Here is a 17,611-nt window from a genome sequence, read left to right as displayed (position 1 = left end):
CTTCAATCTCCGACAGTCGTAGTAATCGCACAGTTACTTGGCGATCGGCAGTCGAAACTCGATCCGGCCGGCCGCCGATCAGCGATCCGGCTCCACGGTGGCACCGGCCATCCGCTCCTGGAGGCTGCGCGGGCGCAGGTCGGTCCAGTTCTCCTCCACGTACGCGAGGCAGGCGTCCCGGGACTGCGGGCCGTCCGCGCCGAACGCCACCGCCCAGCCGGCCGGTACGTCCACGAAGGACGGCCAGAGCGAGTGCTGCCCCTCGTCGTTGACGAGCACCAGGTACTGCCCGTCCGGGTCCTCGAACGGATTCGTGGTCATGAGCTGGTCCTTAGGTTCGTAGGGTCAACAGGTGGTGCTGCCGGCCCGAGCGGGTCGGGTCCGAGTGCCGAGAGCGGCAGTCCCGGCCGGGCGAGGGCCGAGGCGAGCAGCCCGAGCAGCTCGTCGGTGAGCCGGCGTGCGGTCGCCGGCTCGAAGAGCTCGACCGCGTACTCCAGTTCGCCGTGCACCGGGCCGTCGCCGAGCGGCTCGTAGAAGCTGACCGTCAGCTCGGCCCGGGTCGTCCCGGTCGGCACCGGCGCGAACCGCAGCGCCGCCACATCGTCCGGACCGTCCAGCCCGGCCTCCTCGTGGTGCACCAGCATCACCTGCGGCAGCGTCGCACCGGCCGGCAGGAGGCGGCGGACCGCGTGGAACGGGACGTCCTGGCGGTCGAAGGCGCTCAGGTCCGCCTCGCGGATCCGGCCGAGCAGCTCGGTGAAGGTCGGGTCGCCACCGGTGTCGGTGCGCAGCACCAGCGGGTTGACGAAGCAGCCGACCAGGTCGCCGAGGGCCGCCTCGGTCCGGCCGGCGACCAGGGTGCCGATCGGGACGTCCGGGCCCGCGCCGACCCGGTGCAGCAGCGCCGCCAGGGCGGCCTGGAACACCATGAACATGCTGGTCCCGGTCTGCCGGGCCAGCTCGTCGACGGCCCGGTGCGTCGCCGCGTCGAGGGTGAACTCGACCCGGCCGCCGCGCCCGGCCAGCGCCGCCGGTCGCGGCCGGTCGGTCGGCAGCGCCAGCCGATCGGGTACGCCGGAGAGCGCATCCCGCCACCAGTCGAGTTGCCGGGCCTGCCGGCTGCCGGGGTCGGCCGGATCGCCGAGCAGGGTACCCGCCCAGCGGGCGTAGTCCGGATAACCGACCGGCAGCGGCGCCCACTCCGGTGTCCGACCGGCGAGCCGGGCCGCGTACGCGGTGCCGAGATCCCGGGCCAGTGGCACCACCGACCATTCGTCGACGCCGAGATAGTGCATGGTCAGCAGCAGTACCCGATCGTCGCCCGGACCGGTCAGCAGCCGGGCCCGCAGCGGCGGCTCCCGGGTCGGGTCCACGCCGTCGCCGACCAGTTCGGCGACCCGGTCGTCGAGCGGCACTCCGGTCTCCGGCAGCACCTCCAGCAGTTCGCGGTCGACCACCGGCACCGGCACGGGTTCGCCGGCCGCACCCGCCGCGAGCGCGGTACGCAGTGGCTCGTGCCGCTGCGCCAGATCGGCCAGCGCCGCCTTCAGCGCCGGTACGTCCAGCCGCGCCGCCCCACCCGTTCCGTCGCCCGGTCCGCTGGCCGCGCGGACCGCCAGGGCGAGGTCCCAGCCGGTCCGGCCGGACGGCTGCCGTTCGGCTCCCGCCCGGTGCAGGTCCCACCAGGTCTGTTGCACCGGCGCCGCGACCGGAGCGGCCCCGTCGCCCACCGGGCGCAGTGCCGGCCGTTCCGCCACCGCCCCGGCGAGCCGGTCCGCCAGCCCGGCCACCGTCGGCGCCTCGAAGATGTCCCGGACCGCCAGGTCGACGCCGAGCACCGCCCGGATCCGGCCGAGCAGCCGCATCGCCGCCATCGAGTGCCCGCCGAGGGCGAAGAAGTTGTCCGAGGTCCCGACGCTCGGCAACCGGAGCACCTCGGCGACCAGGTCGGCGATGCGCTGCTCTGCCGGGCTGACCGGTGCGTCGTCGCCGGTCAGCGCCGCCCAGTCCGGCGCCGGCAGGGCACGCCGGTCCAGTTTGCCGTTGGCGGTCAGCGGCAGCGGACCGTCGAGGACCAGTACGGCGGACGGCACCATGTAGTCGGGGAGCGCTTCGGCGGCGTGCGCGCGTACCTCGGCGGGGTCGAGCGGGCCGCCGGCCGGCACGACGTGCCCGGCGAGTCGGGTCAGGTCGGCGTCGCGGTGCACCACCACCGCCGCCTGGCGTACCCCCGGGTGCCGGGCGAGCACCGCCTCGACCTCGCCCAACTCGATCCGGAAGCCCCGGATCTTCACCTGGTCGTCGACCCGGCCGAGGAAGTCCAGGATGCCGTCGGCCCGCCACCGCGCCCGGTCACCGGTGCGGTACATCCGGGCCCCGGCCGGGCCGTACGGGTCGGCGACGAAGCGCTCCGACGTCAGCCCGGGACGGCCCAGGTAGCCCCGGGCGAGTCCTCGGCCACCGACGTACAGCTCGCCGGCCACCCCGGGCGGTACCGGGCGGAGCCGCTCGTCCAGCACGTACGCCCGGGTGTTCGGGTCGGGCTGGCCGATCGGCACCGCGGCGGACCAGTCCGGCTCGGCCCGCCAGAGCGTGGAGTTCACCGTCGCCTCGGTCAGCCCGTACGCGGCGAAGAGCCGCAGCCGCCGGGCCCACCGCCCGATCACGTCCGGCGGCACCGTCTCGGTACCGACCAGCACGACCAGTCCGGCCGGCAGTTGGCAGTCCGGTGGCAGCGCGGAGACCAGGCTCGGCGGCAGGATCGCGTGGCTGACCCGCTCCCGCTCCAGCAGGTCCACCAGCGCCCGGCCGGGTGCCCGGGTCTCGTCCGGGGCGATCACCAGCCGGCCACCGACCCCGAGTGCCATGGCCAGCTCGAAGACGAAGACGTCGAAGCCGGTCGAGGCGAACTGGAGTACCCGGGAGGAGTCGTCGACCCCCATCCGGTCGACGGCGGTCGCGACCAGGCTGCCGAGACCCTCGTGCGACACCACCACGCCCTTCGGCCGGCCGGTGCTGCCCGAGGTGTAGATGACGTACGCGCAGTGGTCCAGTCCGGCCGGCACCGTCGGCCCGGTCACGTCCGGCACCGCCGGTACCGGCTCGGGCTGGACCGGCTCGACCAGCAGTCGGTCCACCCCGGACAGCTCCGGCAGCCGCTCGGCGACCTCCGACGTCGTCACCACGATCCGGGCGCCGGAGTCCTCGACCATGTATCCCAGCCGGTCCGCCGGGTGGCCGAGGTCCAGCGGCAGGAACGCGGCGCCGAGCCGGAGCACCCCGAGCACCACCGCCACGGTCTCCGCCGAGCGGGGTACCGCCACCCCGACCACCGTCTCCGGGCCGACCCCGTACCCGGCGAGCAGCCGGGCCATCCGGGCCGCCTCGGCGTCCAGTTGGGCGTAGGACAGGGTCCGCTGCCGGTCGACCACGGCGACCGCCTCCGGGGTCTGCGCCACCCGCCCGGCGAACATGGCCGGCAGGGTTTCCTCCGGCACCGCCCGGCCGGTGGCGTTGAAGTCGCGCAGCACCCGGTCCCGCTCGTCGCCGACGAAGACGTCGATCCTGCCCAGCGGCGCGTCGGGGTCGACGACGACCGCCCCGGCCAGCCGGCGCAGCCGCTCGCCGAGCAGCGCCACGGTTTCCCGGTCGAACAGGTCGGTCCGGTACTTCAGCAGGCAGCTCAGCGCCGCACCACCGACGCCGCCGGGCGGGTCGACGGACCCGACGCCGCCCGGCTGGTCGACGGACCCGACGGGAGGCTCGCCGGACTCGGCGAAGTCGAAGACCAGGTCGAACTTCGCGGCCGGGGTGTCGACCGGCTCGTCGGTGACGGTCAGTCCGGCGAGACCGCTCCACTCGGCGGTCCGGTTGCGGTGCACCACCATCACCTGGAAGAGCGGGTTCCGGGAGACCGAACGGGCCGGGTTGACCGCCTCGACCACGGCCTCGAACGGCACGTCCTGGGCGGAGAAGGCGGCCAGGTCGGTCTGGCGTACCCGGGACAGCAACTCGGTGAAGGTCGGCTCACCGGACAGGTCGGTCCGGAGTACCAGGGTGTTGACGAAGAACCCGACCAGGTCGTCGAGGGCCGCGTCGTCCCGCCCCGCGATCGGCGCGCCGAGCGGGATGTCGGTGCCGGCACCGAGCCGGTGCAGCAGAGCGGCGACCAGCGCGTGCGCCACCATGAACAGGCTGGTGCCGGTGCGGGAGGCGAGTCGGCGCAGCCCCGCGCCGACCTCGGCGGGCAGCGGCACGGAGAGCTCGGCACCGGCCGGATCCGGGCGCCCCGAGCGGGCCCGGTCGGTGGGCAGCGCCAGCTCCTCGGGCGCGCCGGCCAACGCGGTACGCCAGTAGTCGAGCTGCCGGGCCGCCCGGCTCCCCGGGTCCGCCGGGTCGCCGAGGAGCCGGCGCTGCCACAGGGTGTAGTCGGCGTACTGGACCGGCAGCGGTGCCCAGTCCGGCGCCCGTCCCGCCCGCCGGGCCGCGTACGCGGTGCCGAGGTCGCGCAGGAACGGCCCGTCCGACCACTCGTCGGTGGCGACGTGGTGCAACACCAGTACCAGGACGTGTTCCGGCGCCCCATCCGTGGCCGGGTCGACCGCGACGAGGGTGGCCCGCAGCGGCGGTTCGGTGGTCAGGTCGAAAGGGCTGCGTACCGCCTCCCGGACGATCCCGGCCACCTGGGCCGGAGTGGCGGCGACGGTCTCCAGCACCGGCCGGGCGTCGGCCGCCGGCAGCACCCGCTGGTACGGCTGGCCGTCCCGCTCGCCGAGCAGGGTACGCAGCGGCTCGTGCCGGCCGGTCAGGTCGGCCAGCGCGGCACGCAGCGCCGCGACGTCCAGCGCCCCGCGCAGCCGTACCGCGATCGGGAAGTTGTAGGCCGCCGACTCCGGCGCGAGCTGCTGGATCATCCAGAGCCGCTGCTGCGCGAAGGAGAGCGGCAGCACGGCGGGGCGCTCGGCCGGGACCAGCGCGATCCGGCCGGCGCCCTCACCGGCCGCGCCACCGGGCCCGGCGGCGTCGCCTCGGGTCGCGTCGCCCCGGGCCGCGTCGTTGCCGGCCGCCGCCTCGATCCGGGCGGCCAGCTCGGCGACCGTCGGCGCCTCGAAGAGGTCCCGGATCGCCAGCTCGGCGCCGAGCGCCACCCGGGCCCGGCTGACCAGCCGGATCGCCAGCAGGGAGTGTCCGCCGAGGTCGAAGAAGTTCTCCTCGACACCGATCTGCGGCACTCCGAGCAGGTCGGCGAAGAGGTCACGCAGCGCCTGCTCGGCGGGGGTGGCCGGCGGACGGGAGGCCGCACCGGCCCGGACCGTCGGGGCGGGCAGCGCCGCCACGTCGAGCTTGCCGTTCACGGTCAGCGGCAGCCGGTCCAGCGGTACCAGCGCGGCCGGCACCATGTAGTCCGGCAGCCGCCGCTTCAGCTCCGCCCGGACGTCGGCCAGCACCGTGTCGTCGTCCGACTCCGGCCACTGGGCAGCCCGGACGAGGTAGCCGGCGAGCCGGCGTACCCCGGGATCGGTGCTGGCGTCGACGACCACGGCGGCGTGCGCCACCAGCGGATGTTCGGCGAGCGCGCTCTCGACCTCGCCCAGCTCGATCCGGTACCCCCGGATCTTCACCTGGTCGTCGGTGCGCCCGAGGAAGTCCAGGTTCCCGTCCGGCCGGCGCCGGACCAGGTCACCGGTGCGGTACATCCGCTCCCCCGGCGCACCGTACGGGTCGGCGACGAACCGCTGCGCGGTCAGTCCGAGCCGCCGGTGGTAGCCGCGGGCCAGCCCGATCCCGCCGATGTACAGCTCACCGGGGGCACCGGGCGGGACGAGCCGCAGGTACGCGTCGAGCACGTACGCCCGGGTGTTCCAGATCGCCCGCCCGACGGTCGGGGTGGCGCTGTCCCCGGTCCCGCCGCCGAGGGTGTTGATCGTGTACTCGGTCGGCCCGTAGAGGTTGTAGCCGGCGGTACCCTCGGTGTCCCGCAGCCGGTTCCAGACCGCCTCGGAAACCGCCTCGCCGCCGAGCAGCACCAGTACCGGCCGGTGCCGACCGCGCCCGACCTCGGTCGACTCGGACCGGTCGAGCAGGCCCTCCTCGATCAGGTGGTGCGCGTAGCTCGGGGTGACGTTGACGACGTCGATCCGGTGCCGGTCACAGTAGCCGACCAGCGCCTGGGCGTCCCGGCGCAGCTCCTCGTCGCAGACGTGCACCTCGTGCCCCTCGACCAGCCAGAGCAGCTCCTCCCAGGACATGTCGAAGGCGAACGAGACGGTGTGCGCGATCCGCAGCCGCCGGCCACCGGCCGCCGCCACGGTCGGGTCGAAGATCGCCTCGCGGTGGTTGAGCTGCATGTTCGTCAACCCCCGGTACGGCGTCACCACCCCCTTCGGTCGCCCGGTGGAGCCGGAGGTGTAGATCAGGTACGCCGGGTGTTCCAGCCGGTCGGGATCGGTCCGGGCGAACCCGGCCGGGAGTTCGGCGTCGGTGAGCGCGGCACCGGAGAGTCCGGCCAGCTCGGCCACGACCGCCGGATCGTCGAGCGGAACGGTCGGGGTGTCGGTCGCCGGCAGCCCGGACCGGACCGGGGTCACCGTCAACAGGCACATCGGCGCGGTGTCGGCGAGCACGAAGGCCAGCCGTTCGGCCGGGTGGTCCAGCTCCAGCGGCAGGTACGCGGCTCCGGTGCGCAGTACCGCGAAGAGCGCCACCACCATCTCGATGGAGCGGGGCAGCGCCAGCGCGACCACCCGCTCGGGTCCGGCGCCCCGGGCGACCAGCAGCCGGGCCAGCCGATTGACCCGGGCGTCGAACTCGGCGTACGTCAGGGTGCGGCCGGCGAAGACCAGGGCGACCTCGTCCGGGGTCCGGGCGGCCTGCTCGGCGAGCAGGTCGGCGACGGAATCGGTGCCGATCGGATGCCGGGTGGCGGTCCACTCCGCCGCCAGCTCGGCCCGTTCCGCCCCGGTGAGCAGGTCGAGCCGGCCGACCGGCAGCTCCGGCTCGGCGACCAGCCGGGCCAGCAGCGCGACGAACCGGTCCAGCAGGCTCTGGGCCGCCGAGCCGGGTACGACGTCGGGGCGGTGGTCCAGGGCCACCCGGAGCCGCTGCGCCGGGGTGACCACCAGGGTCAGCGGATAGTGGGTGGCGTCCACCCCGTCGACGGCGGTGATCCCGTGCCGGTCCCGCAGCCGGGCCGACTCCCCCTCGTCGACGAAGTTCTGCAACACGTAGAGCGTGTCGAAGAGCCGGGCGTGCCCGCTGGCCCGCTGCACGGCGCCGAGCCCGAGGTGGTCGTGCGGCATCAGTTCGATCCGCTGCTCCCCCAGCCGGCGCAGCAGGCGCAGCACCGGTTCGCCGGGTTCGGCGGTGACGCGTACCGGCACGGTGTTCAGGAAGAGCCCGATGACGTTCTCCACGTGCGGCACGTCCGCGTGCCGGCCGGCGACCGTCATCCCGAAGACCACGTCGGTGCGGCCGAGGTGACCGCCGAGGACCAGTCCCCAGGCGGCGGTGAGCACGGTGTTGAGGGTCAGCCCGTGCCGGCGGGCCAGCCCGCGCAGCCGGTCGCCGAGCGCGGTCGGCAGTTCGGTCCGGACCCGGTGCGGGACCACCGGGGTCAGGCTCGCCTCCGGGGCGACCAGGGTCGGCTCGGCGAGTCCGGCGAGCGCGTCCCGCCAGGCCCGACCGGCCAGCTCGGTGTCCTGGGCGGCCAGCCATTCGAGATGGTCGCGGTAGGAGCCGGCCGGCGCCAGGTCCCGGTCGTCGCCGTCGCGCTCGTAGAGGGTGAAGAGCTGCTCGACGAAGAGTTCCTCGGACCAGCCGTCCCAGAGCACCAGGTGGTGGCTGACGACCAACCGGTCCCGGTCGTCGCCGAGCCGGAGCAGCAGCAGCCGGCACAGCGGCGGCCGGGTCAGGTCGAACCGGGTACGCCGGTCCTCCGCCATCAGCTCGGCCATCCGGGCCCGCTGGGTCTGCGGGTCGAGGCCGGTCAGGTCGACCTCGGTCACCGGCAGTTCGGGGCCCACCCCGACGACCTGTACCGGCTGGGGCAGTCCCTCGCTGACGAACCCGGCCCGCATGCCGGGGTTGCGGGCCAGCAGCGCGGCGCCGGCCCGGCGCAGCCGGTCGGAGTCCAGCCGGTACCCGAGGTCGAAGGCGTCCTGTGCGGTGTAGACGTCCAGCGCCGAGGTGTCGTAACTGGCGTGGAAGTAGAGGCCCTCCTGCAACGGCGAGAGCGGCCAGATCTCCGCCACCGGTACCGGGCTGGTCCGGATGATCCGGTCGACCTCGTCCGGGCCGAGCGGCAGCCCGGCCGCGATCACGGGCCGGTGCTCCGTCGGGTCGGGGCCGGTGCTGGCGGGCGGCTGTCCCACGGCGTCGCGGGGCGGCTGGCTCACGGCGTCGGTGAGGGCGCGTAGCGCGTCGAGCCACTCGGCGGCCAGCCCGGTCACCTCGGGCTCGTCGAGCACGCCGTCCGGCCACGTCCAGGTCGCGGTCAGCACCGGCCCGGCCGGGGTCTCGGTGGCGACCGCGTCGACCTGGAGCAGATGGGACAGGCCCAGCCCGCCGTTGACCACGCTGATCGCGTCGGACTCGGCGGCCGGCGTCCAGTCCTGGTCGGTGCCGCCGGGGAACCGGCCGTAGTAGTGGAAGAGGAGCTGGGCCGGGGAGAGTCCGGCCAGGATCGGCGCCGCCTGGGCGTTCAGGTACCGCAGCAGCCCGTGGCCGAGGCCGCCGTCCGGTACGGCCCGGATCCGCTCGCCGACCGTACGCAGCAGCTCGGCCGGGTCGGTGCCGGCCGGCAGGCGTACCGGGGCGACGCTGGTGAACCAGCCGACCGTGCGGGAGAGGTCGAGGTCCGGTTCGATCTCCTCCCGGCCGTGCCGCTCGAGGTCGACCAGCAGGTCGGCGTTACCGTCGCGGCCGTGCCGGTGCTGCCACCGGGTCACCGCGAGCCGCAGCGCCGCGAGGAGTACTCCGGTGACCTCGCCACCGACCGCCGGCGGTACGGCGGTGAGCAGCGGCAACGTCTGCACCGGGTCGAGGCGTACGACGTGCTGGCGGGCCGTTCCCGTCGGCCGGGTCCGCCCCGGCAGCAGTTCCGCGCCCGGGGCGAGCGTCTCGACCCAGTGCGGCAGCTCCGCCAGCCGCTCGGGGCGGTGCGCGTGTTCGCCGAGTACCCGGGCGTAGCGCCGCAGCGAGGTGCCGACCGGGGCGAGCCGGGGCGGCTGGCCGGCCCGGACCGAGGCCCAGGCGGTGGCGAGGTCCGTCAGGAGGATCCGCCAGGAGACGCCGTCGACCACCAGGTGGTGAGCGGCCAGCAGCAGTCGGCCGGGCCGGTCGCCGGAGTCAAACCAGACCGCCTGGAGCATTCTCCCCTCGTCCGGGGCGAGCCGGTCGGTGGCGGCGGCGGACTCGGCGGCCAGCACGGCACGCAGCCCGGCCCCGTCCAGTCCGGCGACGTCGACCCGGCGTACCAGGTCGCTCGCCCGGACGGTGCCGACCGGGGACGTCTGGAGCGACCAGAGCACCGAGGCGATCCGGTGCAGCCGCAGCCGCAGGCCGGCGTGCCGGTCCAGCACCGCCTGGAGTACGGCGACCAGTGAGCCGAGTTCCAGTTCGGCCGGTACGACCAGCAGGGTGCTCAGGGTGAACCGGTCGATCGGCAGACCGGTCTCCCGGAGCCAGTGCACGATCGGCAGCAGCGGTACCTCACCCGGCTCGTCCGGGTCCACAGCGGTTCCGGCGGTGGCGGCGGCCGGAGCCGGGACCGTCGCCGTCGGGGTGTCGGCCGGGGCGAGTGCGGCGTCGCCGCCGCCGACCTCGGCCAGCGCCCGTGGGGTGCGGTGTCGGAAGACGTCGCGCGGCGCGAGCGCCAGCCCGTGCCGGCGGGCCCGGCTGGAGACCGCGATCGAGAGGATGCTGTCGCCGCCGAGGGCGAAGAAGTCCCCGTCGGCGCCGACCTCGGCCAGGCCGAGCACCTCGGCGAAGACCTCCCGGAGCAGCCGCTCGGCCGCGCCGCCCCCGGCGGACCGCTCCGGACCGTCCACACCGGACGCCCCGGCCGGCACCTGCACGGCGGCCGGTGTGGCGGGGGCCGGCGTACCGGTGCGCTCCGGGGCGGGCAGGGCGGCGCGGTCGAGCTTGCCGCTGGGGGTCAACGGCAGCGCGTCGAGCACCGCGAGCCGGCCCGGCACCATCGACTCGGGGAGCCCGGCCCGGGCCGCCGCGCGGACCGTCTCGACGTCGAGCCGCCGCCCGGCGACCGGCACCAGGTAACCGACCAGACCGGTCCGGCCCCGACCGTCGACCCGGGCGGCGGCGACCGCCTGCGCCACCCCCGGCGCGGCCCGGAGCACCGCCTCCACCTCGCCGAGGTCCACCCGGTGCCCCCGGATCTTGACCTGGTCGTCGCTGCGGCCGACGTATTCGAGTACGCCGTCCGTACGCCACCGCACCAGGTCACCGGTGCGGTACATGCGCTGCCCCGCCGGCCCGTACGGGTCGGCGACGAAACGCTGCGCGGTCAGCCCGTACCGGGCGTGGTAGCCGTACCCGAGCTGGGTTCCGGCGACGTACAGCTCACCGGGTACGCCGGGCGGCACCGGCCGGAGGCAGTCGTCGAGCACGTACAGCCGGGTGTTGGCCACCGGGCGGCCGATCGGCACCGTCCGCTCCGCGCCGCCGTCGTTAGCCCACCAGGTGACCTGCACCGCCGTCTCGGTGGGTCCGTAGAAGTTGTCCAGCGCCGTGCCGGTGCGCTCCTGCCAGCGTCGGGCCAGTTCCGGGGCGAGTGCCTCGCCGCCGCAGGAGACCCAGCGCAGGCCGGCCGCCCAGCCGGGGTCGGCGGTCGGTTCGTCGGCGAGCAGGAACGCCTCGACCAGCGACGGTACGAAGGTGACCGCGGTGACCCGGTGCCGGCGGACCAGCTCGGCGAGCCGGCTGGGGTCACCGGCCTCGTCCTCGCCGGGCAGCACCACGGCGGCACCGGTGGAGAGCGGCCAGAAGATCTCCCAGACCGAGGTGTCGAAGCCGGCCGGGGCGAGTTGCAGCATCCGGTCGTCGGTGCCGAGCCCGAACCGCCGCTGTGACCAGGCGAGCTGGCTGACGATCGCCCGGTGGCCGACGAGTACCCCCTTGGGGCGGCCCGTGGATCCGGAGGTGTAGATCAGGTACGCCGGTGCTTCCGGGTCGCCGCCGGCACCGACCGCGCTCGACGGCCCCTCCGGTTCCGCCGTCGCGGAGACCAGCAGCTGCGGCACGCCGGCCGGCCGGGGAAGCCGGCCCAGCACGTCCACGGTGGACACCACGGCGCGGGCGCCGGAGTCGGCGAGGACCATCGAGAGCCGTTCCCGGGGATGCGTCACGTCCAGCGGCAGGTAGGCGGCGCCCGCCTTCATGACGCCGAGCAGCGCCACCACCAGCTCGGCCGACCGGGGTACCGCCACCGCGACGACGTCGCCGGCCCGGATGCCACGGGCGGCCAGCCGCCGGGCCAGTGCACCGGCCCGGCGGTCCAGCTCGGCGTAGTCGATCCGCCGCTCGCCGTCGATCAGCGCGACCGCGTCCGGTGTCCGGTGCGCCTGCGCGGCGACCAGGCCGGGCAGGGTCTGCGGCGGCACCGGGGCGACCGGGCCGGTGAGCCGGGTCAGCGCGGTGTCGCGGTCGGCGGCCGGCAGCAGGTCGATCCGCCCGACCGGTCGGTCCGGCTCGGCGACGAACGCGCCGAGGATCTCGGCCAGGCCGGTACGGAGCTGGCGTACGGTGGCGGCGTCGATCCGGTCCGGGTCGTACTCCACGGTCAGCTGAAGCGATCCGCCGGCCGCCGAGACCAGCAGGGTGACCGGATAGTGGGTCGCCTCCCGGAACTCGACCCCGGCCAGTTCCAGCCCGCCGGGATGGCGCGGGACCGCGTCGACCGGATAGTTCTCCAGCACCACCAGGGTGTCGAAGAGTTCCCCACCGCCGGCCAGCCGCTGGATCGCCGGCAGCCCGAGGTGCTGCGTGTCGAGGAGTTCGGCCTGCTCCCGCTGGAGCCGGCCGGCCAGCTCGGCCAGCGGTTCGGCCGGAGTCCAGCGCAGCCGCACCGGCAGGGTGTTGATGAAGAGCCCGACCATCGCCTCGACGCCGTCGAGTTCGGCCGGCCGGCCGGAGACCGTACTGCCGAAGACGACGTCGCGCCGGCCGAGGCGCCGGCCGAGCAGCACCGCCCAGGCGGCGTGCAGCACGCTGCCCAGGGTCAGCCCGGCGGCCCGGACCCGTCCGGCCAGTGCGCCGGCCACCTCCGGCGACAGCGCCACCCGGGCCCGTTCGGGCTGGAACATCCCGTCGAAGTCCTCGTCGGCCTCGGCGGCCAGCCGGGTGGGGCCGTCGAGGCCGGCCAGCGCGGTCCGCCAGGCGTGCTCGGCAGCCACCCGGTCCCGGCCGGCCAGCCACTCGAGGTACCGCCGGTACGGGGTGACCGGGGGCAACCGGTCCGGCTCGCCGTCCGGGGCGTACCGGGCGAGCAGGTCCCGCAGGGTCACCCCGGCCGACCAGCCGTCGGTGACGATGTGGTGGTGGGTGAGCAGCAGGCTGTGCCGCTGTGCGGTCCAGCGGACCAGTACGCAGCGCAGCAGCGGCGGTCGGGTCAGGTCGAACGGGGCGGCCCGCTCCGCCTCGGCCAGCGCCTCGAACTCGGCCGCCCGCTCCGGTTCGGGGTACCCGGTCAGGTCGACCTCGCGCCACGGCAGCCTGATGCCCTCCGCGACGAGTTGCACCGGTCGCCCGTCGGCGAGCTGCGGGAACGCGGCCCGCAGCGGGGCGTGCCGGTCGAGCACGTCCTGCCCGGCCCGGCGCAGCGCGGCGGCGTCCAGCGGCCCGCGCAGCTCGATCACCTGCTGCACCCGGTACGGGTCCCGCTCCGCGCCGGCAGCGACCGCGTGGAAGTAGAAGCCCTCCTGCAACGGGGTCAGCGGCAGCACGTCGGCGACCGCCGGTACGGCGGCGGCCAGGTCGTCCACTTCGTCCTGCCGCAGCGCCAGCAGCGGGAAGTCCGACGGGCTCGGCCCGCCGGCTCCCGGTCGGGCGGCGTGCCGGACCAGCGCCTCCAGCGCGGCGAACCAGCCCTGCGCCAGCTCGGTGACGTCCTCTTCGGACAGTAGCGCCGCCGGCCAGGCCCAGGTCACCCCGAGCCCGGGGCCGTCCGGCCGGTCCTCGGTGAAGGCGTTCACCTCCAGCGGGTACGGCGCCACCGGCATGGCCGCGTCGAAGCCACCGGCGAGCAGGCCGAGCCCGGGCAGCGCGGTCCAGCAGCCGTCCGGCGACGACTCCACGCCGAACCGGCCGAGGTAGTTGAAGCTGATCTGCGGCTGCGGCAGTCCGGCCAGTACGGCGGCGGTCTCCGGGTTGAGGTGCCGCAGCAGCCCGTACCCGAGCCCGTGGTCGGGGATGGCCCGCAGCCCCTCCTTGATCCGCTTCAGCGCCCGGCCGGCGTCCTCGCCACCGGCCAGCGCCTCGTCGAGGTCGATCGGTCCGGTGTCGAGCCGGACCGGGAAGATGCTGGTGAACCAGCCGAGGGTGCGGGACAGGTCGACGCTGTCGGCGAGCTGCTCCTCCCGGCCGTGCCCCTCCAACGCCACCAGCGCGGGTCCGGGCAGACCGGTCCCCCGTCGCCGGCGCCAGTCGGCGAGCGCCATGGCGAGCGCGGTGAGGAGTACGTCGTTGACCCCGGCGGAGAAGGCCGCCGGAATGCTGGTGAGCAGCGGTGCGGTCTGCTCGGCCGGTAGCCGCAGGGTGAGCCGGCGGACGCTGTCGAGGTCGCCGACCGGGTCGAGGGGGCGGTCCGCCAGCGCCGGGTCGTCGCCGCGGAGCAGCTCCGTCCAGAGGGGAAGTTCGGCGGTCCGCTGTGCCGACTCGGCGTCGGCGTGCACCAGCTCGGCCCAGCGGCGCAGCGGGGTGCCGACCGGCTCCAGCCGGGGCGGCCGGCCGGCCAGCACGTCGGTCCAGGCGGCGGCGAGGTCGGGCAGCAGGATCCGCCAGGAGACGCCGTCGACCACCACGTGGTGCACCACCACGACCAGCCGGCCGGCCCGGCCCGGTCCGGCGTCCAGCCAGACCGCCTGGAGCATCACGCCGGCCTCCGGGGCCAGCCGCCGGCCCGCCTCGTCCGCCTCGGCGGCGATCCGGTCGCGCAGCGCCTCCTCGGTCAGTCCCGTGACGTCGACCCGGTGCAGCCGGTCCGCCGCCGGCACCGTGCCGGGCGGTGGTACCACCAGCCGGCCCGGGCGCTCCGGCGTGGCCCGGTGAAGCCGGGACCGGAGTACGTCGTGCCGGTCCAGCACCGCCTGGAGCGCGGCGGTCAGCCGCTCGACGCTCGCCTCGGCCGGTACCCGGACCGCCAGCCACTGCGCGAAGGCGTCGATCGGCCCGCCGCACTCGTCCAGCCAGCGCATGATCGGGGTGAGCGGGAACTCCCCGACCCCCGCCTCCGGGTCGTCCTCGACATCCCGGGAGAGCGACTCGACCACCGGCGCCAGCTCGGCGACGGTACGGCGCTGGAAGACCTGGCGCGGCGTGACGACCAGCCCCGCCTGCCGGGCCCGGATCACGAGCTGGATCGAGACGATGCTGTCCCCGCCGAGGGCGAAGAAGTCGTCCTCCACCCCGACCTCCGGCAGCCCGAGCACCTCGGCGTAGAGGGCACAGAGCACCTCCTCGCGGGCGTCCCGGGGCCGGGCTCCGGTGCTCGCCGCCGCGAAGTCCGGCGCCGGGAGCGCGGCCCGGTCCAGCTTGCCGCTCGGCAGCACCGGCAGCTCGTGCAGCGGTACGAAGGCGGCCGGCACCATGTGCTCGGGCAGCCAGCTACGGGCGTACGTGCGCAGTTCAGCCACGAGCGCGGCGACGTCCCGGAACGGCGCCGGCCGGTTGGCGTACCGCTGCGGCGGGGCCGGCTCCGCCGGCAGGGCGGGCCGGTACGCCGGTCCGGCGGGCAGCGCGTCCGGGCGGCAGAAGAGCAGGTCGAGGCGGCCGTCTTCGCCGGTACCGGACCAGGTGACCTCGGCCCGGTAGCCGTGCCGCCGCGCCAGCTCGTACACCGCCTCGGGATCGACGGCCGACCCGGTCCCGCCCGCCGACCCGGTCCCGCCGGTCAGCTCCCGGTACGCGGCGAGGTCGGCGTCCAGCCGGGCGTTCGGTACCCCGGTCACCCGCAGCACGGCCGGCCGCGCCGGGTCGAGCCGCCCGGCCAGCCCGGCCAGCCCGTCGGGGTTGTCGTCCCAGGACAGCTCGACAGCGTCGTCCACGGTGGACTCCGTGCCGGCGGCGGTGCGCAGCACGGCGTCGTACCGGTAGCGGGTGAGTTCGTTGTGCGCCTGGCCGCGCCTGACCCAGCAGTCGACGCGGGTGATCGCCGGCACCTGTCGGGCCAGCGCCGGGAAGAGGTCGGGGTCGAGCAGCAGTTCGCCCTCCCAGTGCAGGGCCTGCTCGACGGCGGCGAGCGCGGCCCGCCGGTCGTCGGGGTCCGGGCGGCGGCGGCCCGCCTCGATCGCCGCGCGCAGGATGCGGTGCAGCCGCAGGTTGCGCACGTCGCCGACGAAGACGCTGCCGCCGGGGGCGAGCAGTTCGACGGCCCGGCGGAGCACGTCGGCCAGGTAGTCGACGCTCGGGAAGTACTGGACGACGGAGTTCAGCACGACGGTGTCGAAGAAGCCGGTCGGCAGCCCGTCGGTGACGTCGGCCGGCTGGGCGCGCAGCTCGACCCGACCCGCCAGCGCCGGCACCGCCGCCACCTGGTCGCGCAGCGCCTCGATCGCCGCCGGGGACAGGTCGGTGCCCCAGTACGACTCCACCTCCGGCGCCACCCGGGCCAGCAGCAGCCCGCTGCCGACACCGATCTCCAGCACCCGGCGCGGGCGCAGCGCGAGGATCCGTTCCACCGTCCGGTCCCGCCACTGGCGCATCTCGGCAAGCGGGATCGGCAGTCCGTCATAGCTGCTGTTCCAGCCGGTGAAGTTCTCCCCGAACCGCTCGGTACGCCCGGCGGTGTAGAGGAGTTCGTGCAGCCGCTGCCAGTCGGCCACCCGGGCCGACTCGGTGTCCCGGTCCGCCGGCCGGTCCAGCGCCGGTACGACGTACGCGGCGAGCCGCTGCTGACCGTCGCGCCCCGGCCGGGCCTGTACGGCGACCTGACCCACCGCCGGATGCTGGGCGAGTACCGACTCGATCTCGCCCGGCTCGATCCGGTACCCGCGGATCTTCACCTGGTCGTCGGCGCGGCCGAGGAACTCCAGCCGCCCGTCCGGCAGCCAGCGCACCAGGTCACCGGTGCGGTAGAGCCGCCCGCCCGCCGGCCCGTACGGGTCGGCGACGAAGCGCTGCGCGGTCAGCCCCGGCTGGCCGAGGTAGCCCCGGGCCAGCCCGGTGCCGCCGAGGTAGAGCTCGCCGGTGGCGCCGACCGGCACCGGTTGGAGGGCGGCGTCCAGCACGTAGCACCGGGTGCCGGGGTCGGGGCGGCCGATCGGCACCACGCCACCGGGCGGGGTGGCCGGGTCGCACTCCCCCAGCGTCGAGTTGACCGTCGCCTCGGTCGGCCCGTACGCGTTGAACATCGGCCGGTCCCGCGCCCACCGGGCGACCAGTTCCTGCGAGACCCGCTCGGTACCGGCCAGCAGGGTCGCCCCGGCCGGCAGGGTCAGTTCCCGGGGCATCGCGGCGAGCAGCGCGGGCGGCAGGATCATGAAGGTCACGCCGTGCCGGTGGGCGTACTCGGTCAGCGCCGGGCCGGGCACCCGGCGTTCGGCCGGTACCACCACCAGCCGGCCGCCGGAGAGCAGCCCGAGGCAGAGGTCCCAGAACGCCACGTCGAAGCTGGGCGAGGCGAACTGGAGTACCCGGCTGCGCGGCCCGACGCCGAGCCGGGCGCTCTGGGTGGCGACGAGTTTGGCCACCCCGGCGTGCGAGACGACGACCCCCTTGGGCCGGCCGGTCGACCCGGAGGTGTAGATGACGTAGGCGGCGTTCTCCGGGGCCAGTGCCGGCAATCCCGCCGTCGGGCCGGTCTCGACCTGATCGGTGTCGGTCAGCTCGTCGAGCAGCAGTCTCGGCAGGCCCGGTGTCTCCGGCAGCTCGCCGACCAGCGCGGTCGTGCTGACCAGGCATACCGGCCGGGCGTCGGCGAGCATGAAGCCGATCCGCTCGGCCGGGTAGTCCTGGTCCACCGGCAGGTAGGCGCCGCCGGCCTTGAGCACCGCCACCTCGGCCACGATCATGTCCACCGAGCGGGGCAGGCAGAGCGCCACCACCCGCTCCGGCCCGACTCCCCTGGCGCGCAGCGCCCGCGCCAGCCGGTCCGCCCGGGCGTCGAGTTCGGCGTAGGTCAGCTCGACGTCCTCGCAGACCACCGCGATCGCGCCGGGCGCCCGGCGTACCTGCCCGGCGAAGAGTTCCGGCCAGGTCGCCGGGGGTGCCGGCCGGACCGTGTCGTTCCACTCGACGAGAATCCGGTGCCGTTCCACCGTCGTCGGCCCGCCCTGCGTCGTCGGCCCGGCCTCTGCCGTCGGCCCGGCCTCGGCACGGTTCAGGTCACTTGTGGGCACGACGAGGTACCGCCTCTCGCGAGCGGGTGGGAACGGTCCGG

General features: G+C 75.4%; 2 protein-coding genes. Both read right to left on the bottom strand.

Annotated elements, in window-relative coordinates; all coding sequences use genetic code 11:
• Window positions 1-78 precede the first annotated feature (78 nt).
• Window positions 79-321 carry an MbtH family protein gene (locus V1634_RS15925; protein WP_331208592.1) on the bottom strand — a complete coding sequence of 81 codons (243 nt, stop codon included), beginning with the start codon at window positions 319-321 and terminating at the stop codon, window positions 79-81.
• A complete protein-coding gene (locus V1634_RS15920; RefSeq protein ID WP_331208591.1) occupies window positions 318-17,570 on the bottom strand; it encodes an amino acid adenylation domain-containing protein in 17,253 nt (5,750 codons plus the stop codon). The genes V1634_RS15925 and V1634_RS15920 overlap by 4 nt, the downstream gene beginning before the upstream one ends.
• Window positions 17,571-17,611 lie beyond the last annotated feature (41 nt).

Source organism: Plantactinospora veratri, from assembly GCF_036421995.1.
Classification (GTDB): Bacteria; Actinomycetota; Actinomycetes; order Mycobacteriales; family Micromonosporaceae; genus Plantactinospora; species Plantactinospora veratri.
The sequence above is the reverse complement of the archived record's forward strand: the minus strand, read 5'-3'. Positions and strand labels throughout refer to the sequence as shown.

Coding starts and splice junctions, on each gene's coding strand:
- V1634_RS15925 (WP_331208592.1), bottom strand. CDS start 321: ATGACCACGAATCCGTTCGAGGACCCGGACGGGCAGTACCTGGTGCTC.